Source organism: uncultured Stenotrophomonas sp., from assembly GCF_945952405.1.
Lineage (GTDB): Bacteria > Pseudomonadota > Gammaproteobacteria > Xanthomonadales > Xanthomonadaceae > Stenotrophomonas.
In genome coordinates this window covers 126,084-148,538 of the sequence record NZ_CAMFIA010000005.1, presented here as the reverse complement: position 1 = coordinate 148,538, position 22,455 = coordinate 126,084, and the positions used below count along the sequence as shown (strand labels likewise).

Sequence of the window (22,455 nt, the reverse complement as noted above, 5' to 3'; positions counted from 1 at the left end):
GCCAGCGGCCGGCACTACTTCTCGCTGGTAATGAGCTGCACGACGCTGGAGAAATCCAGCTTGCCGCGGCCGGCCTGGTGGTTCATCGAGTACAGGTTGCGGGCCACTTCGCCCAGCGGGATCGAGGCGCCGACACTCATCGCCGCTTCCACCGCCAGGCCCATGTCCTTCAGCATCAGGTCGCTGCCGAAGCCGCCGCTGTAGCCACGCGAGGCCGGCGCGTTTTCCAGCACGCCCGGCCACGGGTTGCACACTTCGGTGGCCCAGCTGCGGCCGGTGCTGACGGCCATCATCTGCGACAGCACCTTCGGGTCCAGCCCGTGGGCCACGCCCAGCGCGATGGCTTCGCCGGTCACCGCCATGATCACGCCCAGCGCCATGTTGTTGCACAGCTTGGCGACCTGGCCGGCACCACTGGCGCCCACGTGGAAGATGTTCTTGCCCATCGCCTGCAGCACCGGGCGGGCGCGCTCAAGCGCGTCCTCTTCGCCACCAACGATGAAGGTCAGGGTACCAGCCTGGGCACCAGCGGTACCGCCGGACACCGGCGCATCGATCATCTGCAGGCCACGCGCGGCGGCGGCTTCAGAGACCTTGCGGGCACTGGCCGGGGCGATCGTGCTGCAGTCGATGACCAGCGCGCCGGCCGGGATCGCGGCGAGGATGCCCTCGTCACCCAGGTACACGCCTTCGACGTGGCGGCTGGCCGGCAGCATCGAGATCACCACGTCGGCATCAGCAAGGGTGTCGCGTGCGGACGACGCCGCGCTGGCACCGGCATCGACGGCGGCCTGCACCGCCGCCGGAACCAGATCGAACACGCGAACGCTGTGACCGTTCTTGACCAGGTTGGCGGCCATCGGGCCACCCATGTTGCCCAACCCGATGAATGCAATGCGGCTCATGCAAGGCTCCTTTCAGCAAGGGAAGTACCCAGGTCGGCCAGCGGATGCGCGGCATCGGCCCAGGGCGAAGCAAAGAACGTGTCGGACCACGCGGTGGTGGCATCGGCCAGGGCGGCCGGGTTCCACTGCGGAGTGCGGTCCTTGTCGATCAGCAGCGCGCGGATGCCTTCGGCGAAATCACCGTGGGCGGCGCAATGCAGGGCGACGATGTACTCCAGGCGGTAGATCGCGGCCAGGTCCTGGCCGGCGCTGCGACGCTGCAGTTCGTACGACAACCGTGCCGAACCGGGTGCACCGGCAGCGAGGGTCTTCTGCGCGGCCTGCAGCCAGGCATCATCGGTCTGCAGCCCGGCAATGCGCGCGACGATGGCCTCAAGGTCATCGCCCTCGCACAGCGCATCGAGCTGCGCGGCATGGGCCAGCAGCGGGCCGGTGGCGGCATCGCTGGCATGCGACTGCAGCAGATGGCTGAGGCGTTCGTGGTTGTGCGCGGCGTCGCTGGACCAGGCCACCTGCAGCAACGCCTCGAATACCGCATTGCGGCGCTCTTCGGCCACGTGCAGGTCGGCCAGGCCGGCGTAGATGGCATCACCCGGGTTGAGCAGCGCGCCGGTCAGGGCCAGGAACAGGCCGCCCTTGCCCGGTACGCGCGGCAGCAGCCAGCTGCCGCCGACATCGGGGAACAGGCCCACCGTGATTTCCGGGAAAGCCAGCTTGGAACGCTCGCTGACCACGCGGTGGCTGGCACCGGACATCAGGCCGATGCCGCCGCCCATCACGATGCCATGGCCCCAGCACAGGATCGGCTTGGCGTAGGTGTGGATCAGGTAGTCGACGCGGTATTCGACGTCGAAGAATTCGGCGGCGTAGTCGTTCTCGCGGATGTCGCTGCGACCGGCGTCGCGGAACGCGCGCATGCTCTGGTACAGGCTGTGCAGGTCGCCGCCGGCGCAGAACGCCTTCTCGCCCGCGCCCTGCAGCACCACCATGGCGATGCCGTCGTCGTCGGCCCAGGCGTTCAGCTGCTGCAGCAGCAGGTGGGCCATCGGCAGCGAGAAGCCGTTGAGCGTGCGCGGCGCATTGAGCGTGGCGATGCCGATGCGCGTGCCGTTGCCGGCTACGCGCTCTTCGAACAACACCGGTGCTTCAACGGCAACGGTGTCGGTGCTCATGCGTTCTTCCACTGCGCGGCGCGCTTTTCCAGGAAGGCGGTCACGCCCTCGACCTGGTCGGCAGTGTCGAACAGGTCGACGAAGGCTTCGCGTTCGGCCACCAGCGCCGAGGCGTGGGTGCCGGTACGGGTCGACTGCACCAGGGTCTTGCAGGCCGCGATGCTGGTCGGGCTCTGCTTGCCGGCCTTCTTCGCCCATTCCAGTGCCAGCGCCTTGGCTTCGCCCTTGCCGACCTTCTCTTCGGCCAGGCCGATGCGCAGCGCGGTTTCGGCGTTGATGCGCTCGCCCAGCAGGATCATGCGCTTGGCCCAGCCTTCGCCAACCAGGCGAGGCAGGTTCTGGGTACCACCGGCGCACGGCAGCAGGCCGACGGTGGCCTCCGGCAGTGCGACCTGGGCATGCTCTTCAATGATGCGCAGGTCGCAGGCCAGCGCGCATTCCAGGCCCCCGCCCATGGCGTAGCCGTTGATCGCGGCAATCGACACCCCACGGAAACCGGACAGCGCCTCGAAGGCCTCACCGAAACGGCGTGCCGCTTCGCGTGCAGCGGCCTTGTCACCGGAGGCGAACTGGTTGAGGTCGGCACCGGCGGAGAAGAACTTCTCGCCTTCGCCGGTGATCACCAGCGCATAGACGTCACGATCCGCGTTGAGCGCGCCGACCAGGTCGCGCAGCGCCGACAGGCTGTGCACGGTCCAGGTGTGCGCCGGTGGGTTGTTCAGGGTGACCACGGCGGTGTGGCCATCCACCTCCACCTTCAGGCCCACATGCTCCTGGGTACGCCAATCCTTCATCGCAGTTCCTCTTCGGTGTTGAGCAGGTGACGGGCAACGATCACCCGCATGATCTCGTTGGTGCCTTCCAGGATCTGGTGCACGCGGCAGTCGCGCAACAGGCGCTCGATCGGATATTCGCGGATGTAACCGTAGCCACCGTGGATCTGCAGCGCTTCATTGCAGACGTTGAAACCGGCATCGGTGGCGAAGCGCTTGGCCATCGCGCACCACACATTGGCATCGCTGGCACCGGCGTCGAGCTTGCGCGCAGCGGTATGCACCATCTGTCGTGCGGCTACCAGCTGGGTGACCATGTCGGCCAGCTTGAACTGCAGCGCCTGGAACTCGGCCAGTGCCTTGCCGAACTGGCGGCGCTCGCCCATGTAGCGGCGCGCGGCATCCAGTGCACCCTGCGCGGCGCCCAGCGAACAGGCGGCAATATTGATGCGGCCACCGTCGAGCCCCTTCATCGCCAGCTTGAAGCCGCCGCCTTCCTCTCCCAGAAGGTGGCTGACCGGCACGCGGACGTTCTCGAAGGTGATGCCACGGGTGGGCTGGCTGTTCCAGCCCATCTTCTCTTCCTTGCGGCCGAAGCTGATGCCCGGCAGGTCCGACGGCACCGCGATCGCGCTGACCCCACCGGCACCGGCACCGCCGGTACGCGCCATCACCACCAGCAGCTCGGTGGCACCGGCGCCGGAGATGAAGGCCTTGGCGCCGTTCAGCACGAAGTGGTCGCCATCGCGCACCGCGGTGGTCTTCAGCGAGGCCGCATCGGAGCCGGCGCCCGGCTCGGTCAGGCAGTACGAGGCCAGCTTGAGGCCTGCAGCCAGGTCATTGCCCCACGCTTCGCGCAGTGCCGGCTGGCCCCACTTCGACACCATCCACGAAGCCATGTTGTGGATGCTGATGTAGGCCGCGGTCGACGGGTCGACGTTGGCGAGTTCCTCGATGACGACGGCGGCGTCCAGCCGGCTCAGGCCGCTGCCGCCCACTTCCGGGTCCATGTACAGACCGCAGAAGCCCAGTTCACCGGCCTTGGCGATCGCTTCGCGCGGGAAGATGCCCTCCGCATCCCATCGCGCGGCGTGCGGCGCCAGTTCGGCCTGTGCGAAGTCGCGTGCCGCCTCGCGGTACGCCTGCTGCGCTTCTTCCAGTTCCGTCGTCATCGAGTGGCTCATGGCTGCTCCTGGCCTTACTTCAGGCTGATCGTGGTGTTGACGCCATGGCTCAGCGTCTCGTCATCGAACCAGCGCGCGGTGACCGTCTTGGTCTGGGTGTAGAACAGCACTACCTGCTTGCCGTACGGGCCCAGGTCGCCCAGCTTGGAGGCGCGCGAACCGGTGAAGGAGAACAGCGGCACCGGCACCGGGATCGGCACGTTGATGCCAACCTGGCCGACATCGATGTCTTCCTGGAACTTGCGTGCGGCCGCGCCGGACTGGGTGAACAGTGCGGTGCCGTTGCCGTTCGGGTTGCTGTTGACCATCGCGATGGCCTCTTCCAGCGTTTCCGCTTCGAGGATGACCAGCACCGGCCCGAAGATTTCTTCCTGGTAGATGCGCATGTCGGTGGTGACACCGGCAAAGATGGTCGGGCCGACGAAGTTGCCCTTCTCGAAGCCATCGACCTGCGGCTTGCGGCCATCCAGCACCAGCTTGGCGCCCTGCTCCACGCCCGAGGCGATCAGGCCTTCCACGCGCTCGCGGGCGCTGCAGGAAATGACCGGGCCGACGTCGGTACCGGCCACGGTGCCACCGCTGACCTTCAGGGTCTGCGCCTTGCTCACCAGGTCCTGCACCCAGTTGCGCGCTTCGCCGACCAGCACCAGGGTGGAGGCGGCCATGCAGCGCTGGCCCGCGGCACCGAAGGCGGCGCCGACCATCGCGTTGAGGGTCTGCTCCTTGTTGGCGTCCGGCAGCACCACGGCGTGGTTCTTGGCGCCCATCATGCACTGCACGCGCTTGCCGGCCAGCGAGGCGCGGTTGTAGACGTGGGTGCCGACGCGGGTGGAACCGACGAACGAAACAGCCTTGATGTCCGGGTGGTCGCAGATCGCGTTGACCACTTCCTCGCCACCGTGGACGACGTTCAGCACGCCCTTCGGAATGCCGGCCTCCAGCGCAAGCTCGACCAGGCGCATGGTGACCATCGGGTCCTGCTCGGACGGCTTGAGGATGAAGGTGTTGCCGGTAGCGATGGCCATCGGGAACATCCACAGCGGGATCATCGCCGGGAAGTTGAACGGGGTGATGCCGGCGCACACGCCCAGCGGCTGCATGATCGTGTAGGTATCCACGCCATTGGCCACGTTGTTGGCCAGCTCGCCCAGCTGCAGGTTGCCGATGGCCGCAGCGTGCTCGACCACTTCCAGGCCACGGAACACATCGCCTTCAGCATCCGGCAGGGTCTTGCCCTGTTCGGCGGTGAGGATGTGGGCCAGCTCGCTCATGTTCTCGCGGATCAGCTGCTGGTACTTCAGGAAGATGCGCGCGCGGGTGCCGATCGGGGTCTTGCGCCAGGTCTTGAAGGCTTCCTTGGCGGCGGCGACGGCGGCATCCACTTCGCTGGCGGTGGCGAACGGCACCTTGGCCAGCACGTCCTGGGTGGCCGGATTGATCACGTCCTGCCAGTGGGAGGTAGCCGATTCAACGAACTGGCCATCGATCAGCATGCGGATACGGGGCGCTGCAACAGTCATGACGACAATCCCACTGGGTGCGAAAGATGCTTGGCATTATTCACAGCACCCGCCTCGATTTCCGGGCTGAATCCGCTTAATCTGGCCAACACACCCCACGATTCCTGTTAATCCTGTGAATCATTCAGCGCCTCAGCGACAACTTGGCCTGCGCCTGCTGCGCCTGCGCGAACAGCGCGGCTACAGCCAGGCCGACCTGGCACGGGCGCTGGGGTTGTCGGCCAGCTACCTGAACCAGATCGAGCGCAACAAGCGCCCGCTGACCCCGGCCGTGCAGAAGAAGCTGGGCCAGGTGCTGGGCGATGTTTCGCCGCTGTTCGACGAAGATGAGCCGGCGGCGCTGCAGGAAGCGCTGGGCGAGACGCTGCGCGACCTGGGCCTGGCCGAGGTCAGCGCGGTCGAGCTGCGTGCCCTGGCCGGCAACCTGCCGCAGGTCAGCCGCGCGCTGCTGGACCTGCATCGCCGCCACCTGGCACTGCGCGAACATGCCGCGGCGCTGGAGTTCCAGCTGGGCGAACCGGGCGCCGGCAGCACCCTGCCCGCTGGTGACCAGGTGCGGGAATTCTTCAACCGCATGCACAACCACATTCCCGAACTGGACGAGCTGGCCGAGCACCTGTTCGCCGAATGGGGCCTGTCGCCGGGCCACGTGGCGCCCCGCCTGCGCCAGCTGCTGGCCGACCGCCACGGCGTGCTGGTGGAAGTGGCCGCGCTGCAGGCCGGGCGCGAGAAGCGCCAGTACGATGCCAGCACGCGCCGGCTGTGGCTGCCGGACTATCTTGAACCGGGCCAGCAGGCCTTCCAGATGGCCGCGGAGCTGGCCCTGCACGGCTACCTGCCGCAGATCGATGCGGTGGTGGCACGCGCCGGCTTCAGTGACGACGCGCGCATCGCCCAGGCCCGCATCGGCCTGTCCAATTACTTCGCCGGCGCGCTGGTGATGCCGTACATGCGCTTCCTGCGTGCGGCCGAGGCCAGCAGTTACGACATCGAGCTGCTCGCGCACCAGTTCGGCGTCGGCTTCGAAGCGGTCTGCCACCGGCTGAGCACACTGGCACGGCGCAGCGCCCCCGGCCTGCCGTTCTTCTTCATCCGCGTGGACCGCGCCGGCAACGTGTCCAAGCGCCACTCGGCCACCGATTTCCACTTCTCGCAGGTGGGCGGCTCATGCCCGTTGTGGATCGTCTACGAGGCGTTCAACCAGCCCGGCCGCATCCTCACCCAGACCGCGCGCATGCCCGACGGGCGGCGCCATTTCTGGCTGGCGCGGCAGGTCAGCAGCGGTCCGGTCGGCCACGGCCAACCGCGCAAGACCTTCGCGGTGGCGCTGGGCTGCGATCTGCAGCATGCCGAGCGGCTGGTGTATTCACTGGGGCTGGATGTGCAGAGCCCGGGCAATTCGGTGTCGATCGGGCCCGGCTGCCGGGTATGCCCACGCGAGGACTGCATGCAGCGCGCGTTCGCGCAGCTGCCCGGGCGCTAGGCTCGGCTCCGGTGGGATTCATCCACGCATGGCGTGGATCTACTAGACCTTTCGTGCATCCGCTGGCCCCAGTGCAATGGCCTGGGGCCAGCGGCCTTTGCCGTCGAAAGGGCCGCTGGCCCCGTCAGTAGATCGGTGTCACCTTCATCTGCGGCAACGGGCGTGGTGCGCCGTCGGTGAGGTCGGGGCCGAGGTCATCCCAGCTGCGCCCCTGTTCGACCATCAGGCCCCATAGTTGCTGCGAGGCCAACCGCTTGTCTTCCGAGCCCAGCTTGTACGAAGGCGGCGCCGGCTGGCCGCTGGCAACCATCGCATACGCCGCGCGATAGGCCAGCACCTGCTGCGCCGGGTCATCGGTCCGCGCCACTTCCAGCGTGTAGCGCTGGTAGGCCGAGGCCAGGTTGCGCCAGCGGATCCAGTAGTGGTTCTCGAACGAGAACGCACAGAAGCGTGCACCGGCCAGGCTGCCCTTGTCGGCGATGCGGGTCAGGACCTCCTGCGGCATGTCCAGGTTCATGCCGCCCTCGTCACCCTGCAGGCTCACATGCACGATGCGGTCGCGATAGCCCGGCGCGCGTGCCTGCAGCAGGTCGCGCCAGTTCTGCATGGTCGCCACCACCGCGAACAGGAAGCGCCCCAGTTCCGCGGCCGCCAGCGGCGTGGCGATCGACTGGTAGGTGCGCTGCCAGCCGTGGCGGTTCTCGGTGGGCAGGAACACCGCATGCTCCAGCGCCTGGCGGCCGCTGCTGCCGTGGCTCACGTCTTCGGCATGCTGCGGGTAGACCAGGTTGATGGCGAAGGTCGGCCAGCGCGGCAACGCGGCATCGAACAGGTGGATCGGGAAGTTGCTGCTGATGCCGCCATCGGAGAACCAGCAGATGCGGAAGGCCGTGATCACCGGGCCACAGGCCTGGCCGGCGCTGGTCAGTCCTTCCATGCTGTCGGCAACGTTGTGTTCCGGATCGGCCGCCGGCGCGGTCGGTTCGCAGCGACGCTCACGGCGCGAGGGCTCGTGCAGCGGCACCGCGCTGATCAGCAGCGGGAAGCTCAGGCTCATGCGCGTGGCGACCAGCACCGGCAGCTGCGGGCCCTGCGGCAGGTGGTAGTACTGGCGCCCCTCCACCTCCAGCGGCGGGCCGGCCCGCTGCACCAGCCACTGCACCACGCTGGCCGGGAACAGCTGCTCGAACTCCTCGCGCAGGAACCAGAACTGCGCGCCACCGAGGGGCAAGGTGCGCGGTTCGTTGTGCGATACGCAGGTGGTGATCATCTGCAGGCTGATCGCGTGCGGGCTGTCCGGCTCGCCGGCATAGCGCGGCGCGTCGTGCAGGTCGGCGAAGGTCAGCGGCGCATCCAGCGGCTTGCCGGACAGCTGCTGCAGGCAGGCATGCAGCCACTCGGTCAATGCCGGTCGGCGCGCATCACCGCCAAGGCCGCTGCACAGGCCCAGCAGGTTGCGCCGCGCCACCCGCGCAACGCGCAGCGCGGCACCGGCAACGCCCGCGCCGTAGGCACACAGCAGCGATGGCAGCAACGTGGCCGCCACGCCACTCCAGCCGCCGCCCCACCAGCCCAGGCCGAGCAGCAGTGCCAGCGATACCAGCACCTCCAGCGGCGCGATCTCGAATACGGCGACGGCCAGGCACGTCAGCTTGTGCGGCAGGCGCGCATTGCCGGTCAACACCACCAGCAACCGGTAGGCGGCGCGTGCGCCCCGTGCCGGCTGGAACAGGCTGTAGATGAAACCGCGCCGCGACAACTGTGCCGACACCGCCGACAGTCCGCCATAGCCGGCATCGCCAGGCAGGTGCTCGCCGGCCTGCTGGCGACGATCACCGCACGCCGCCGCGGCCGCCACCGCCGCGGCGATGGCGCCGGCCGAGGTGCCGCCGATGCTCTTGAACCGATACTCGCGGGCCAGCGCCAGTACCGCGTTGGGGTACACGATGCCGCTGGTGATACCGCCCTTCATGACCAGATCGCAATACTTGTCTGCCACTGTCCTGCCCCCGCTGCCGACTGTGCCTGAGACGACGTCATCTGACGTTGCTGACCCAGTATGACCTGAAGCCTTCTCACAGCCTGAGAACCCGGCCACGCACGCTGCCGCTGGCGGCGTCGCAGAGGCCCGGGCACACTCCGCACAGGATCTTCATGCAGGGATTGCCATGACCACCCGACGCGCGTTCATCGCGGGCTGTGGAACCGCCGTTGCCGCCAGCGCATGCGGGCGACGCGAGACACCGCTGGCCAATGACATCAGCCAGCTGGAGCCGACCGGGATTGCCCGCGTGCAGGCCATCCACCAGCAATCGGAGCTGCTGGCCGCCCTGCGTGGCCACGACGGCGAGGTCTGCCTGGCCGGGGCGCGCTACAGCATGGGCGGCCAGACCAACGCCAGCGGAGCATTGCAACTGGACCTGACCGGCTACAACGGCCTGGTCTGGCTGGATGTCGCGCGGCGCGCGGTGCGCGTGCAGGCCGGCATGCGCTGGCGCGCGCTGCAGGAACTGCTGGACCCGCACGAGCTGTCGGTGAAGGTGATGCAGAGTTTCAGCAACTTCACCGTTGGTGGCTCGGTATCGGTCAACTGCCACGGCCGTTATGTCGGCAATGGCAGCCTGGCCGCGACGATCCGTGCGCTGCAGGTGGTGCTGCGCTCAGGCGAAGTGGTGGAGACCTCGCCCGAGCTGCACCCGGAACTGTTCGCCGCCGTGATCGGCGGCTATGGCCTGATCGCGGTGGTCAGCGAGGTCGAACTGGACCTGGCCGGCAACGATCATATGGCGCGGCACATGGAACCGGTGGCGCTGGCCGACTATCCGCGCTGGTTCCGCGACAACGTGCAGTCGCGCGACGACGCGCTGATGCACAACGCCGACCTGATGCCGCCCCGTTTCGATGCGCCGCTGACGGTGACGTGGCGGCGCAGCAGCGCCGCGCTGACCGACCCGAGGCGCTTGATCCCGGTGGGCGCCAGCTACGCCCATGAGCAGAACATGATCTGGGCGGTGTCGGAGCTGCCGGGCGGCCCGCAGCTGCGTGCGAGCAAGGTGGTGGCGCCGCAGCTCAGCCAAGCACGGGTGATCCGCCGCAACCTTGAAGCCAGCCTGGACGTGGCCGCGCTGGAACCGCGCACGCGCGCGATGTCCACCTACCTGCTGCAGGAATACTTCATCCCGGTCGAGCGTTTCCAGGCGTTCGCCAGCCGCATGGCCGCCATCCTGCAGCATCATCGGGTGGAGGCGTTGAATGTATCGATCCGCCATGCGCCGGCCGATCCCACCGCGTTGATGGCCTGGGCGGACCAGGAGGTGTTCTGTTTCGTGCTGTACCACAAGCAGCGCCGGCATCCCTGGGGAGACACGATGGCCACACGCTGGACCCGCGCCCTGATCGACGCCGCACTGGCCTGCGGTGGCCGCTACTACCTGCCCTACCGGCCACACGCCACCCGCGAGCAGTTCCAGCGTGCCTACCCGCAGTGGCAGACCTTCCTCGAACGCAAGCGCCGCTACGACCCGCAGCTGCAGCTGGTGAACCACCTCTGGCAGCGGTACATGACCGCGCCCTAGCGCGGGCACGGCCGGCGTGCGGCTCAACGGCCGCCGCGGTCGCGGCCCTTGACCATTGCCGCCAACAGGTCCACTTTGCACACGCCGAAGGTATCCCTGCCCTCGCTGCTGCAAAGGCAGGGATTTGAATGGGAATCCGGTGACGGCGCCTCGCGCGCCCATTCCGGAGCTGCCCCGCAGCGGTGAATGGAAACGAATCCTGCCAACAGCACTGGGCTCGCGCCTGGGAAGCGGCAGGTAGTAGGTGGGCCGCGGCCCGTGTCCATCAGCCCGAATACCGGCCCCGGCCGGGGGACACGACCGTCCCCTGACTCGACCTGGAATCTCCGCGGGGAGGTTGCCGGGGCTGTCGCTGTCCTGCGCATGCAGGCGGCGCGGTCGCGCGCGTCCTGTTCACGGAATCCGGCCAGACCCGATCCCCACGCGCTGATGCATGGGCCACCGCCGTTGCCGGCGGTCCATGCGGTACCCGACCATGACCGAGCTCCAACGCCCCACCCTGACCCTGCCTGCCGATGGCAAGCGCCTGCTGCTGCATTCGTGCTGCGCGCCCTGCTCCGGCGAAGTGATGGAGGCGATCACCGCCTCCGGGATCGACTACGCGATCTTCTTCTACAACCCCAACATCCACCCGGTGAAGGAATACGAGCTGCGCAAGCAGGAGAACATCCGCTTCGCCGAACAGCACGGCATCCCGTTCATCGATTGCGACTACGACACCGACAACTGGTTCAGCCGTGCACGCGGCATGGAGAACGAGCCCGAGCGCGGCATCCGCTGCACGATGTGCTTCGACATGCGATTCGAGCGCACCGCACTGTATGCCCATGAGCATGGCTACGACACCATCAGCTCGTCACTGGGCATCTCGCGCTGGAAGAACATGGCGCAGATCAACGACTGCGGCATCCGCGCCGCCTCGCGCTATGAAGGCCTGCAGTACTGGGACTACAACTGGCGCAAGGGCGGTGGTGCCAGCCGCATGATCGAGATCAGCAAGCGCGAACAGTTCTACCAGCAGGAGTACTGCGGCTGCGTGTACTCGCTGCGCGACGCCAACCGCCACCGCCGCGAGAACGGCCGCGAGCGCATCAGGATCGGCCTGCTGTACTACGGGCAGGACACCGAGGCGCCGCAGGCCGATTGACGTGTGGCCATGTTGACGTGTGGCCATGGGGCGGCCACGCTGGTCGCCCCTTTGGTTGTACCGGACCTGCCATGACCGCCCTGCCCGCCGATGTCGCCCTGCTGGTGATCGATCTGCAGCCGGACTTCATGCCCGGTGGCGCACTGGCCTGCGACCACGGTGACGCGCTGGTGGCACCGGTTGCCGCGCTGCTGGCGCAGCGCCAGTACCGCACGGTGGTGGCCACCCAGGACTGGCATCCGGCCGATCACGCCTCGTTCGCCAGCCAGCATCCCGGCCGGCGTCCGTTCGAGACCATCCTGCTGCACGCGCAGCCGCAGACCCTGTGGCCCGACCACTGCGTGCAGGGCAGCACCGGCGCCGCCCTGCATCCGGGCGTGGACTGGACCGTCGCCGACCTGATCCTGCGCAAGGGCACCCGCCCGCAGGTGGACTCGTACAGCGCCTTCCGCGAAAACCACGGCCCGGACGGCGAACGCCCGGCTACCGGCCTGGCCGGCTGGCTGCACGAACGCCGCATCCGCGAAGTGCACGTGTGCGGACTGGCCCGCGACTACTGCGTGCTGTGGAGCGCGCAGGATGCGGTGAAGTCCGGGTTCCGGGTGAAGTTCCTGTGGGAGTTGACCCGGCCGGTGACCGCGGCCAACGATGCGATGGTGCGCGAGGCACTGGGCAAGGCGGGCATCGCAGTCATCTGAACCGCCCTGCGGGGATGACGGGATTGCCGGCCAGCGGCCGGCACTACCGGAACACCACCGTGCGGTGCCCATTGAGCAGGATGCGGTGCTCCACATGGCGGCGCACCGCGCGTGCCAACACCAGCGATTCGGTATCGCTGCCCAGCCGCACCAGCTCGCGCGGCGCCATCGCGTGGTCCACGCGGGCCACGTCCTGTTCGATGATCGGGCCTTCGTCCAGGTCTTCGGTGACGTAGTGCGCGGTGGCGCCGATGATCTTGACCCCGCGCGCGTGCGCCTGGTGGTACGGCTGCGCGCCCTTGAAGCTGGGCAGGAAACTGTGGTGGATGTTGATCGCACGGCCAGCCAGCGCACGGCACAGGGTGGGTGACAGGATCTGCATGTAGCGCGCCAGCACCACCAGGTCGATGCGCTCGCGTTCAACCAGGTCGATGATCTGCTGCTCCTGCACCGCGCGCGTCGCGGCGTTGACCGGCAGGTGGTGGAACGGTACCTGGTAGGACGCGGCCAGCGCCGCGAAATCCGCGTGGTTGGAGGCCACCGCGGCGATGTCGACCTTCAGCTGTCCGCTGTGGGCGCGGAACAGCAGGTCATTGAGGCAGTGACCCTGCTTGCTGACCAGCACCAGCAGGCGTGCACGACGGCGGCCATCATGCAGCTGCCAGTCCATGCCGAAGCCGGCCGCAAGCGCGGCCATCGCCTCGTGCACCGTCGCCAGCGGCAGGCTGGCGTCGCGGTCGAAGTGCACGCGCAGGAAGAACCGACCGCTCTCCTCATCGCCGAACTGCTGGGCGTCGAGGATGTTGCAGCCATGGTCGAACAGCAGGCCGGACACGCGATAGACGATGCCGGTACGATCGGGACAGGACAGGGTGAGGATGGAATCGGGGCGCATCGCCCGAGTGTAGGGCAGCGCCCGGCCGACCGGATCGATGGTCACCGATGCAACCGAAACGCTTGGTTCAGTCCCAAGCGATACTTGGCTGTCCCCATGGCAAGCTGGTCGGTCATGAACCTGTTGCAACTGATCCGCAGCTTCACCCGCACCGCAGAGACCGGCAGCATTGCCGCCGCGGCCCGCATCCTTGGCATCAGCGCCACCGCAGTCGGCCAGAACATCAACCGGCTGGAGGCCCATCTGGGCGTACGCTTGCTGAACCGCAGCACGCGCCAGCTGGCGCTCAGCGAGGCCGGTGCGCTGTACCTGGCACAGGTGCGCCACATCGAGGCCGACCTCGCGCGCGCGCAGGCGATGGTCACCTCCGGTGACATCGAGCCGGCCGGGCCACTGCGCATCGCCAGCAGCAGCGCCTTCGGCCGCCATGTGCTGGCGCCACTGTTGCCCTCGCTGCAGCAGCGCTACCCGCAGCTGCAGCTGGAGCTGCGCCTGACCGACCGCGCCGTGCAGCATGGCCCGGAAGCGGTGGATGCCAGCATCCGCATCGGTGCGCAGCTGGAAGATGGGGTGGTCGCACGGCAGCTGGCGCGCGTTCCGTTCGTATTCTGCGCCTCGCCGGCATACCTGGAGGCGCACGGCACGCCGCAGCAGCCGTCCGACCTGGGCGGCCATCGCGGCCTGCTGCACCGTTTCCCCACCGACGGCCGGCCGCTGCGCTGGGGCCTGCTGAAGGACGGCCAGCGCGTGGACGCCGCGCTGCCGCCGAGCATGGTCTGCGATGACATCGACGCGCTGGCGACACTGGCGGCGGCCGGTGCCGGCATCACCCGGCTGGCCGCGTTCGTGGCTGCGCCGTACCTGCGCGAGGGTCGCCTGCAGGCGGTGTTCGATGCGCACACGGCGTGGCGGCCGGAGCCGATGGAGGTCTACTTCTGCGTCAGCGACCGCCGCGACTTCACCGCCAAGATCCGCGCGCTGTTCGAACACCTGCAGGCCGGCATGGCGCCGGCCTGGCGGGTGTAGCTCAGCGCGCCTTGAACACGCCGCGCGCATCGCGCGGCTCGCAGCGCAGGTACTGCGGTGCCGGCTCCACGCTGTCGCGCAGTGCGGCGGCGGCGTGCCAGGGCCAGCGCGGGTCGTAGAGGATGCCGCGTGCCAGTGCCACCGCATCGGCATGGAGATGGCGCAGGATCGATTCGGCCTGCTCCGGCTCGGTGATCATGCCCACCGCGATGACCGGCATGCGCACCTTGGCCTTGATCGCCGCCGCGAACGGCACCTGGTAGCCCGGGCCGACGGTGATCTTCTGGCGCTCGTCGAGGCCACCACTGGAAACATGCAGGAAATTGCAGCCACGCGCGTCCAGCACCTGTGCCAGTGCCTCGCTCTGCACCAGGTCCCAGCCACCCTCGACCCAGTCGCTGGCGGAAATGCGCACGCCCACGGCGACCTTGTCCGACACCGCCGCGCGCACAGCGTCGAATACTTCCACCAGCAGGCGCAGGCGATTGGGCAGCGAACCCCCGTAGCCATCGGTGCGGCGATTGCTCAACGGCGACAGGAACTGGTGCAGCAGGTAGCCGTGCGCGGCATGCAGCTCGATCAGTTCGAAGCCCAGGCGCTCGGCGCGCACCGCGCTGGCAGCGAACGCGGCGATGACCTCGGCGATGCCGGCCTCGTCCAGTTCCTGCGGAGCGGGATCGGCGGCATGGAACGGTAGCGGTGACGGCGCCAGCGTGGTCCAGCCACGCGCGTCGTCGGCCGGCAGCTGGCCACCACCGTCCCACGGCCGCTTCACCGAGGCCTTGCGCCCGGCATGGCCCAGCTGGATGCCCAGCGGCATCGGCGACCAGCGGCGGACGCTGGCCAGCACCTGCGCCAGCGCCGCCTCGGTGCCGTCATCCCACAGGCCCAGGTCGGCCCAGCTGATGCGTCCTCGCGGCTCGACGGCGGTCGCTTCCAGGATCAGCAGGCCGGCACCGGACTGCGCCAGGTTGCCCAGGTGCATGGCATGCCAGTCGCTGGCGCGGCCATCTTCGGCGGAGTACTGGCACATCGGTGCGATCACGATGCGGTTGGACAAGGTCAGGGGGCCGAACGAGATCGGCGAAAACAGCTGGCTCAAGACGGTGATGAACGACGTAGGGGGTGCGTATTGCACCGCTGCGCGGCGCGCGAATCAACCGTCTGGATGGATCGCTGTTTCGCGCGGCCCGCTGCAGCCGAGCGTAGGCTCGGCTCTACGGAAGCCCTCGACCCTTGTAGAGCCGCGCCTATGCTCGGCTCAGGGCGAAGCCCACGTGGACAGCGCTTCGGCGCAGTCGCGCTGGTCCTTGAACTGCAGCAGGTCGTCGGCGCGGGTGCGGCCCCGGTTCAACGCCGCCACCGGCAACCCGGCCCTGGCCGCGGCCTGCACGAAACGGAAGCCGGAATAGACCATCAGCGACGATCCGACCACCAGTACAGCGTCGGCCTGCTGCAGATGGTCGTGCACCGCCGCCACCCGTTCACGCGGCACGTTCTCGCCGAAGAACACCACATCCGGCTTCAGCACGCCGCCGCAGTAGGGGCAATCGGGCACCACGAAGCGGGAGAAGTCGGTCTCCAGGTCGGCGTCGCCATCCGGGGCGATGCCGGCTTCCAGCGCGTCCCAGCCCGGATTGGCGTCGCGCAGGCGCAGCTGCAGGTCCTCGCGGCCGCTGCGGCGCTCGCAGCCCATGCAACGCACCAGGTCCAGGCGGCCATGCAGATCGATCACGTTGTGGCTGCCGGCGCGCTGGTGCAGGCCATCCACGTTCTGGGTCAGCAGCAGCTGCAGCTTGCCGCGGCTTTCCAGCGCGGCCAGCGCCTGGTGGGTACCGTTGGGCCGGGCCAGGCCGAAACGCGGCCAGCCCAGCAGGCTGCGGGCCCAGTAGCGCTGGCGGGTGGCCGCCTCGCCCATGAATGCCTGGTAGGTCACCGGTGGCGTGCGTTTCCACTGGCCGTCGGCATCGCGGTAATCGGGAATGCCCGAGGCGGTGCTGCAACCGGCGCCGGTCAGCACGAACAGGCGCTGGGCGCGGTCGATGAAGTCGGTCAGCGGCGGGGTCATGGCTGCCAGATGGGGGCGCGTGGGCGCCCCCGCAAGCGCCGCCCGGGGCGGCGTGGTCAGGCTGCCGGCAGCGCCGGCACGGCGATCGGGTGGCCTTCTTCGTCCAGCGCGATCATCACGAAGTGGCCGCGGGTGCACAGCTTACGCTCGCCGCTGTGCAGGTCCTCGGCAACCAGTTCCACCTCGACCTTCATCGAACTGCGGCCGACTTCGACGATGCGGCCAATGGTTTCCACCATCTGGCCGATGCGGATCGGCAGCTTGAAGTCGACCTGGTCGCTGCGCGCGGTCACCACGGTGCGGCGCGAGTAACGGGCGGCCGCCAGGAAGGCGGCCTTGTCCATCCACGCCAGTGCCTGGCCGCCGAACAGGGTGCCGAGATGGTTGGTGTGGTTGGGGAAGACGATTTCGGCCATGCGCACTTCAGTGGGCGGCACGGTCTCGGGGATCGGGGTCATGGTGGGGCTTCGGTGTGGGGTGCCGCGATTTTAAGCCAGGCCCCGTGCAGGCGGCGCTACACTGCGCCACGCCCCCTGCCAGGACCGCCCATGCCCGCGACTTCCGACCTGTTGGCCTTCGCCCTGATCTCGCTGGGCATGGTGCTCACGCCCGGGCCGAACATGATCTACCTGGTGTCACGCTCGATCTGCCAGGGCCGCCGCGCCGGCCTGATCTCACTGGGCGGGGTAGCCCTGGGCTTCGTGTTCTACATGCTGTGCGCGGCGCTGGGCATCACGGCCCTGCTGATGACCGTACCGCTCGCCTATGACGCGCTGCGCATCGGCGGTGCGCTGTACCTGCTGTACCTGGCCTGGCAGGCGCTCAAGCCGGGCGGCCGCTCGCCCTTCGCGGTGCGCGAGCTGCCGCCGGACGGTCCAGGCCGGCTGCTGGCGATGGGCTTCCTGACCAACCTGCTGAATCCGAAGATTGCGGTGATGTACCTGTCGCTGCTGCCGCAGTTCCTGCACCCGGAAGGCCATGGCAGTGTGCTGATGCAGTCGCTGGTGCTGGGCTTCACCCAGATCGCGGTCAGCGTGAGCGTCAATGCGGTGATCGCGGTGATGGCCGGCAGCATCGCCGGCTTCCTGGCCGCACGCCCGACCTGGCAGGCGCTGCAGCGCTGGCTGATGGGCACGGTGCTGGCCGGCCTGGCGGTGCGGATGGCGGTGGAAGGACGGCGCTGACAAAAAACCCCGGCGTTGGCCGGGGTTCTTCGTTGCGACAGGCCTGACCGGTTCGATCAGAAGTTCATGTCGAAGGCGACTTCGCCCTGCACGCCGACCTGGTAGGCCGAAACGCGGCGTTCGAAGAAGTTGGTCAGTTCCTGCACGTCCTGCAGTTCCATGAACGGCAGCGGGTTGCGCACGTTGTACTTCTTTTCCATGCCCAGCTTGGCGAAGTGCTGGTCGGCGCAGTGCTGCAGGTACTGGCGCATGTCGCGGGTCGAGATGCCGGCCACGCCACCGGACAGCACGTCCTCGGCGAACTGCACTTCGCATTCGATGGCTTCGGCCAGCATGTCGTAGACCTGCTGCTTCATTTCATCGTCGAACAGGTCCGGCTCTTCCTCACGCACCACGCGCACCGACTCGAACGCGAATTCCATGTGCGCGCTCTCGTCGCGGAACACCCAGTTGGTGCCCGAGGCCAGGCCCGGCAGCAGGCCGCGCGAACGGAAGTAATACACGTAGGCGAACGCAGCGAAGAAGAACAGGCCTTCGATGCAGGCGGCGAAGCAGATCTGGTTGAGCAGGAACTGACGGCGCTCGGCACGGGTCTCGATGCGCTTCAGGTCCTGGATCGAGTCGATCCACTTGAAGCAGAAATCGGCCTTCTTCTTGATCGAGTCGATGTTCTCCACCGCGGCGAAGGCTTTGACGCGCTCTTCCGGATCCGGCAGGTAGTTGTCGAGCAGGGTCAGGTAGAACTGCACGTGCAGCGCTTCTTCGTACAGCTGGCGCGACAGGTACATGCGCGCTTCCGGCGCATTCAGGTGCTGGTACAGGTTCAGCACCAGGTTGTTGGACACGATCGAGTCGCCGGTAGCAAAGAATGCGACCAGGCGGTGGATCAGGTGGCGCTCACCCGGCGACATCTTGCTGTGCAGGTCGGTGATGTCGATCTGGAAGTTGATCTCTTCCACCGTCCAGGTGTTCTTGATCGCGTTCCGGTACATGTCATAGAACTGCGGGTAGCGCATCGGGCGCAGGGTCAGTTCAAAACCGGGATCGAGCAGCATCTGCTTGGGCTTGTCGGCCATGGGTGTTTCCTTGAATTCCTGGGTGAGCCGCCGGGCATGGCCCGGCGCTACCGTGGGTGTTTTTCCGTAGCCGGGCATGGCTCGGCTCTACAGGTGCGGGGGGCTCGAGTGCCGACCAACGGTCGGCACCCACCGCGCGGTGTTACTGGCAGGCCTCGCAGGCTTCCGGGTTTTCCAGCGAGCAGGCGATGGCTTCGTCCGGGCTGAACACCTTGGCCGGGGCCGCGCTGCTCACCGTGGTCTTGGCGATCTTGGTGGCCGGGCGCGAACGCAGGTAGTAGGTGGTCTTGATGCCCTGCTTCCAGGCGTACATGTACATGGAGGACATCGCGCCGATGTTCGGGCTTTCCATGAACAGGTTGAGCGAGGCCGACTGGTCGATGAAGGCGCCGCGCTCGGCGGCCATGTCGATCAGCGAACGCATCGGCAGTTCCCACGCGGTGCGGTAGACCTCGCGCAGCGTTTCCGGAATCTGCGCCACGCCGGCGATGGAGCCTTCGGCCAGCTTGATGGCGTCGCGCATCTCCGCGGTCCACAGGCCCAGCTTCTTCAGCTCGTTGACCAGGTAGCGGTTGACCTGCAGGAAGTCACCGGACAGGGTCTCGCGCTTGAACAGGTTGGACACCTGCGGCTCGACGCACTCGTAGCAACCGGCGATCGAGGCGATGGTCGCGGTCGGCGCGATCGCGATCATCAGCGAGTTGCGCAGGCCGTGTTCCTTGATGCGGGCACGCAGGGCATCCCAGCGCTCGTTGTCTTCCGGCACCACGTTCCAGGCATCGAACTGCAGTTCGCCACCGGCGGCGCGGGTGTCGTTGAACGACGGGTGCTTGCCGCGTTCCTGGGCCAGCTCGCAGGAGGTTTCCAGTGCGTGGAAGTAGATCGCTTCGGCGATCTTCTTCGACAGGGCGCGGGCTTCGGCACTGTCGAACGGCAGGCGCTTGCGGAAGAACACGTCCTGCAGGCCCATGCAGCCCAGGCCGACCGGACGCCAGCGCAGGTTGGCGCGGCGGGCGGTTTCGATCGGGTAGAAGTTCAGGTCGATGACGCGGTCGAGCTGGCGCACGGCCAGGCGCACGGTCTCGGCCAGCTTCTCGAAATCGAACTCGTTGTGCTCGTCGAAGTGGTTGCCCAGGTTGATCGAACCCAGGTTGCACACCGCGGTTTCATCGTTGGACGTGACTTCCAGGATCTCGGTGCACAGGTTCGACAGGTGGATCACGTTGCCGGCACGCAGGGTCTGGTTGCTGGCGCGGTTGCACTTGTCCTTGAAGGTCATCCAGCCGTTGCCGGTCTCGGCCAGCGTACGCATCATGCGGGCATACAGCTTGCGCGCGGAGATGGTGCGGTTGGCCTTGCCCTGGGCCTCGGCCTGCAGGTAGGCCTGCTCGAAGGCTTCGCCGAACAGGTCGGTGAACTCGGGCACGACGCGCGGATCGAACAGCGACCATTCCTGGTCGGCCTCGACGCGCTTCATGAACAGGTCCGGCACCCAGTTGGCCAGGTTCAGGTTGTGCGCACGACGGGCTTCGTCACCGGTGTTGTCACGCAGCTCGAGGAAGTCCTCGATGTCGGCGTGCCAGGTTTCCAGGTACACGCAGGCCGCGCCCTTGCGCTTGCCACCCTGGTTGACCGCGGCCACCGACGAATCCATGGTCTTCAGCCACGGCACGATGCCGTTGGAGTGGCCATTGGTCGACTTGATGAGCGAACCACGCGAACGCACGCGGGTGTAGCTGACGCCGATGCCGCCGGAGAACTTCGACAGCTGGGCGATGTCGCCGTACTTGGAATAGATCGACTCCAGCGAGTCCTGCGGCGAGTCCAGCAGGAAGCACGAGGACAGCTGCTCGTGGGTGGTGCCGGAGTTGAACAGGGTCGGGCTGGACGGCAGGTAGTCGAGGTTGCCCATGCGCTTGTACAGCGCCAGGGTCTCGGCCACGTCCTCGCTCAGCGCGCTGGCGATACGCAGGAAGAACTGCTGCGGGGTCTCGATCACCTTGCGGGTGTGCGGGTGGCGCAGCAGGTAACGGTCGTACAGGGTACGCAGGCCGAAGTAATCGAAGTTCAGGTCCAGCGCGCCGTCGATGGCATCGTTGAGCTTGCGTGCATTGGTCTGCACGAAATTCAGCAGGCGGTCGTTGATCAGGCCGACTTCATGGCCACGGCTGACCGACTGCGAGAAGGCGTAGATTTCCTGGCCGGAGACTTCCTTGGCGATGTAGTTGGCCAGCAGGCGCGCCGCAAGGCGGCCGTACTCGGGCTCTTCACCGATCAGCAGGGCGGCGGTGCGGATGGACAGTTCGTCCAGTTCGCGGGTGGTGGCGCCGTTGTACAGGCCGGAAATGGTGCGGGTGGCCACGCGCATCGGATCGACCGCGTGCAGGCCTTCGGAGGAACGCTGCACCGCGCGCACGATCTTGTTCAGATCCACCAGCTCGGTCGTGCCATTGCGCTTGGTCACACTCATCGCGTTGGCCGTCGGCGGCGACGTCAACAGGAATTCGCTTTCCTTCTCGATGGTGGCGCTGGATTCGGTGGTCACGGCGTGTGTCCTCTTGGCGTGATTGGGGGTGCTGGATGCATCGGGTGACGCGGCCCGGGACATGACAGCCCAGGATTGCAGGACGGCGTCGCAGGGGGTGAGACCCTGCGCCTGCCACTGCCGTTGACGATCGCGGAGGAGTACCGCTGCGGCCCCAGGATTTGGGGTCGCCGTGACCGACGGCCACAAGATAGTGGGGGTAACTGGGTCCGTCAACGCCAAATGTAGTGAAATTCGGCAATCCCTTGCGCCGCAAGGATCGTGCCATCGGCGGCCTGATCGGACGCTTCAGACCTGCCGGAACGGGCTGCGCAGTCAAGCCCGAAACACGTCATTGCGGCAGTACAGCACCGCGCGGAAACGGAACAATGACAGCTTCACATGACAGTGATGAAGCTGGCTAGGGACAACCCTGTGGATAGGTCGTGGGCAGCCGGTGGGAATCCGGTGGACGGGCGACGTCCGGCCTGCCAGGGGCTGCTGGCAGCCGGTTGCCAGCCGCCGGGGCAGGCATTGCACCTGCCCCGGGCATTGCGGTCAAAGACCGAAGGCGTAGTTCAGCGTCAGGTTGCCATCCAGCGGGGTTCCTTCGGTGATCGGCGCGCCGCGCACCGTTTCACTGGCGACGAAGGCGCTGACCCGCAACCCCATCGAGAACACGCTGCCGCTGAGCGGCAGGGCACCGGTGGTGCCCGAGGTGGTCCAGCTGTGCGACAGGGTCTTGTCCAGGAAGGTGCTGGCGGCACCGGTGCCGGAAGCCGCACCCTTGGTCCCGCGCAGCACGTTGACGTTGGCCTGGTCGACCTTGGCCCCGTTCAGGGTCACCGTGAAGTAGCCCAGCTTGCTGGTGGGGAAGCCCGCCACCGCGCCCAGCCCGAAGTTCTGCGAGCTGACGCTGGAGCTGGAGGCCTCGCGGTTGTCGACCACCTGGAAGGACATGAAGGTCTTGCCGCTGCCGCAATCCACCGTCCACACCTGGTCGATGGTGGACAAGGTGAGATAGCCGGTGGTCGGGATCAGGCTGGCATTGACCTTGCCGTAGTCGTAGACGCCATCCTTGTCGGAGCTGACCACGCAGGTCGGCGTCTTCACCGTGCCGGTCACCTCCAGGTCCTTGGGTGCAATGGCAGCAGAGGCCATGCCACAGGCCGACAGCAGGGCCAGCGCGAGCGAGGAGCGGATCATAGGGGTACGCATGGGAGCC

General features: G+C 67.5%; 19 protein-coding genes and 1 riboswitch. Of the genes, 6 read left to right on the top strand and 13 right to left on the bottom strand.

Annotated elements, in window-relative coordinates; translation table 11 throughout:
- Positions 1-14: 14 nt before the first annotated feature.
- From mmsB to Q0P60_RS07095, 5 genes are read right to left on the bottom strand one after another with little or no spacing between them, the layout of a single operon-like run.
- Positions 15-905 carry a 3-hydroxyisobutyrate dehydrogenase gene (gene mmsB / locus Q0P60_RS07115; protein ID WP_294990286.1) on the bottom strand — a complete coding sequence of 297 codons (891 nt, stop codon included), beginning with the start codon at positions 903-905 and terminating at the stop codon, positions 15-17.
- Positions 902-2,077, bottom strand: a complete 1,176-nt coding sequence (locus Q0P60_RS07110; RefSeq protein ID WP_294990283.1) for an enoyl-CoA hydratase/isomerase family protein — start codon at positions 2,075-2,077, stop codon at positions 902-904. Before Q0P60_RS07110 ends, mmsB begins: the two co-directional genes overlap by 4 nt.
- The gene (locus Q0P60_RS07105) at positions 2,074-2,871 is read right to left on the bottom strand and encodes an enoyl-CoA hydratase (protein WP_294990280.1); all 798 of its coding nucleotides are present in this window, start codon (positions 2,869-2,871) and stop codon (positions 2,074-2,076) included. Before Q0P60_RS07105 ends, Q0P60_RS07110 begins: the two co-directional genes overlap by 4 nt.
- On the bottom strand, positions 2,868-4,034 hold the full coding sequence (locus Q0P60_RS07100) for an acyl-CoA dehydrogenase family protein (protein ID WP_294990277.1): 1,167 nt from the start codon (positions 4,032-4,034) through the stop codon (positions 2,868-2,870). Before Q0P60_RS07100 ends, Q0P60_RS07105 begins: the two co-directional genes overlap by 4 nt.
- 14 nt (positions 4,035-4,048) lie before the next feature.
- The gene (locus tag Q0P60_RS07095) at positions 4,049-5,554 is read right to left on the bottom strand and encodes a CoA-acylating methylmalonate-semialdehyde dehydrogenase (protein ID WP_294990275.1); all 1,506 of its coding nucleotides are present in this window, start codon (positions 5,552-5,554) and stop codon (positions 4,049-4,051) included.
- Positions 5,555-5,669: 115 nt separating this feature from the next.
- Here Q0P60_RS07095 and Q0P60_RS07090 point away from each other — a divergent pair, with 115 nt between their 5' ends.
- Positions 5,670-7,037 carry a short-chain fatty acyl-CoA regulator family protein gene (locus Q0P60_RS07090; protein WP_294990272.1) on the top strand — a complete coding sequence of 456 codons (1,368 nt, stop codon included), beginning with the start codon at positions 5,670-5,672 and terminating at the stop codon, positions 7,035-7,037.
- Positions 7,038-7,161: 124 nt separating this feature from the next.
- Here the strand turns inward: Q0P60_RS07090 and Q0P60_RS07085 are convergent, their stop codons facing one another.
- Positions 7,162-9,009 (bottom strand): patatin-like phospholipase family protein, encoded by a 1,848-nt coding sequence (locus tag Q0P60_RS07085; protein WP_294990269.1) that lies wholly within the window; start codon positions 9,007-9,009, stop codon positions 7,162-7,164.
- Positions 9,010-9,205: 196 nt separating this feature from the next.
- On the opposite strand from Q0P60_RS07085, the gene Q0P60_RS07080 reads away from it, so the two are divergent.
- The 3 genes from Q0P60_RS07080 (at position 9,206) to pncA (ending at position 12,457) form a co-directional block, all read left to right on the top strand.
- On the top strand, positions 9,206-10,612 hold the full coding sequence (locus Q0P60_RS07080; protein WP_294990266.1) for an FAD-binding oxidoreductase: 1,407 nt from the start codon (positions 9,206-9,208) through the stop codon (positions 10,610-10,612).
- 71 nt (positions 10,613-10,683) lie between these two features.
- A riboswitch (cobalamin riboswitch) is annotated at positions 10,684-10,913 on the top strand.
- Positions 10,914-11,087: 174 nt separating this feature from the next.
- Complete coding sequence (locus Q0P60_RS07075) at positions 11,088-11,759, top strand: epoxyqueuosine reductase QueH (protein ID WP_294990263.1); 672 nt, start codon at positions 11,088-11,090, stop codon at positions 11,757-11,759.
- A 71-nt stretch (positions 11,760-11,830) separates the two neighbouring features.
- The gene (gene pncA, locus Q0P60_RS07070; RefSeq protein ID WP_294990260.1) at positions 11,831-12,457 is read left to right on the top strand and encodes a bifunctional nicotinamidase/pyrazinamidase; all 627 of its coding nucleotides are present in this window, start codon (positions 11,831-11,833) and stop codon (positions 12,455-12,457) included.
- A 43-nt stretch (positions 12,458-12,500) separates the two neighbouring features.
- Here the strand turns inward: pncA and purU are convergent, their stop codons facing one another.
- The gene (purU, locus tag Q0P60_RS07065) at positions 12,501-13,352 is read right to left on the bottom strand and encodes a formyltetrahydrofolate deformylase (protein ID WP_294990257.1); all 852 of its coding nucleotides are present in this window, start codon (positions 13,350-13,352) and stop codon (positions 12,501-12,503) included.
- Between the two features lie 114 nt (positions 13,353-13,466).
- On the opposite strand from purU, the gene Q0P60_RS07060 reads away from it, so the two are divergent.
- Entirely contained in the window at positions 13,467-14,378 is a 912-nt protein-coding gene (locus tag Q0P60_RS07060; RefSeq protein ID WP_294990254.1) for a LysR family transcriptional regulator, read from the top strand.
- Position 14,379: 1 nt separating this feature from the next.
- Here Q0P60_RS07060 and Q0P60_RS07055 read toward each other — a convergent pair whose 3' ends face one another.
- From Q0P60_RS07055 to Q0P60_RS07045, 3 genes are all read right to left on the bottom strand, one after another.
- Entirely contained in the window at positions 14,380-15,480 is a 1,101-nt protein-coding gene (locus Q0P60_RS07055; protein WP_294990251.1) for an NADH:flavin oxidoreductase/NADH oxidase, read from the bottom strand.
- A gap of 159 nt (positions 15,481-15,639) precedes the next feature.
- Positions 15,640-16,446, bottom strand: a complete 807-nt coding sequence (locus Q0P60_RS07050; protein ID WP_294990248.1) for an NAD-dependent protein deacetylase — start codon at positions 16,444-16,446, stop codon at positions 15,640-15,642.
- Between the two features lie 56 nt (positions 16,447-16,502).
- Positions 16,503-16,904, bottom strand: coding sequence for an acyl-CoA thioesterase (locus Q0P60_RS07045; RefSeq protein ID WP_294990245.1), 402 nt, complete (start codon positions 16,902-16,904; stop codon positions 16,503-16,505).
- A 90-nt stretch (positions 16,905-16,994) separates the two neighbouring features.
- Here Q0P60_RS07045 and Q0P60_RS07040 point away from each other — a divergent pair, with 90 nt between their 5' ends.
- Positions 16,995-17,630 carry a LysE family translocator gene (locus Q0P60_RS07040; RefSeq protein WP_294990242.1) on the top strand — a complete coding sequence of 212 codons (636 nt, stop codon included), beginning with the start codon at positions 16,995-16,997 and terminating at the stop codon, positions 17,628-17,630.
- 56 nt (positions 17,631-17,686) lie between these two features.
- On the opposite strand, the gene Q0P60_RS07035 is transcribed toward Q0P60_RS07040, so the two are convergent.
- The 3 genes from Q0P60_RS07035 to Q0P60_RS07025 all read right to left on the bottom strand — a co-directional run bounded on the left by Q0P60_RS07035 (position 17,687) and on the right by Q0P60_RS07025 (position 22,448).
- The gene (locus tag Q0P60_RS07035) at positions 17,687-18,706 is read right to left on the bottom strand and encodes a ribonucleotide-diphosphate reductase subunit beta (protein WP_008264781.1); all 1,020 of its coding nucleotides are present in this window, start codon (positions 18,704-18,706) and stop codon (positions 17,687-17,689) included.
- Between the two features lie 142 nt (positions 18,707-18,848).
- Positions 18,849-21,251 carry a ribonucleoside-diphosphate reductase subunit alpha gene (locus Q0P60_RS07030; protein WP_294990237.1) on the bottom strand — a complete coding sequence of 801 codons (2,403 nt, stop codon included), beginning with the start codon at positions 21,249-21,251 and terminating at the stop codon, positions 18,849-18,851.
- A 537-nt stretch (positions 21,252-21,788) separates the two neighbouring features.
- Positions 21,789-22,448 carry a hypothetical protein gene (locus tag Q0P60_RS07025; RefSeq protein WP_294990235.1) on the bottom strand — a complete coding sequence of 220 codons (660 nt, stop codon included), beginning with the start codon at positions 22,446-22,448 and terminating at the stop codon, positions 21,789-21,791.
- Positions 22,449-22,455: the final 7 nt, after the last annotated feature.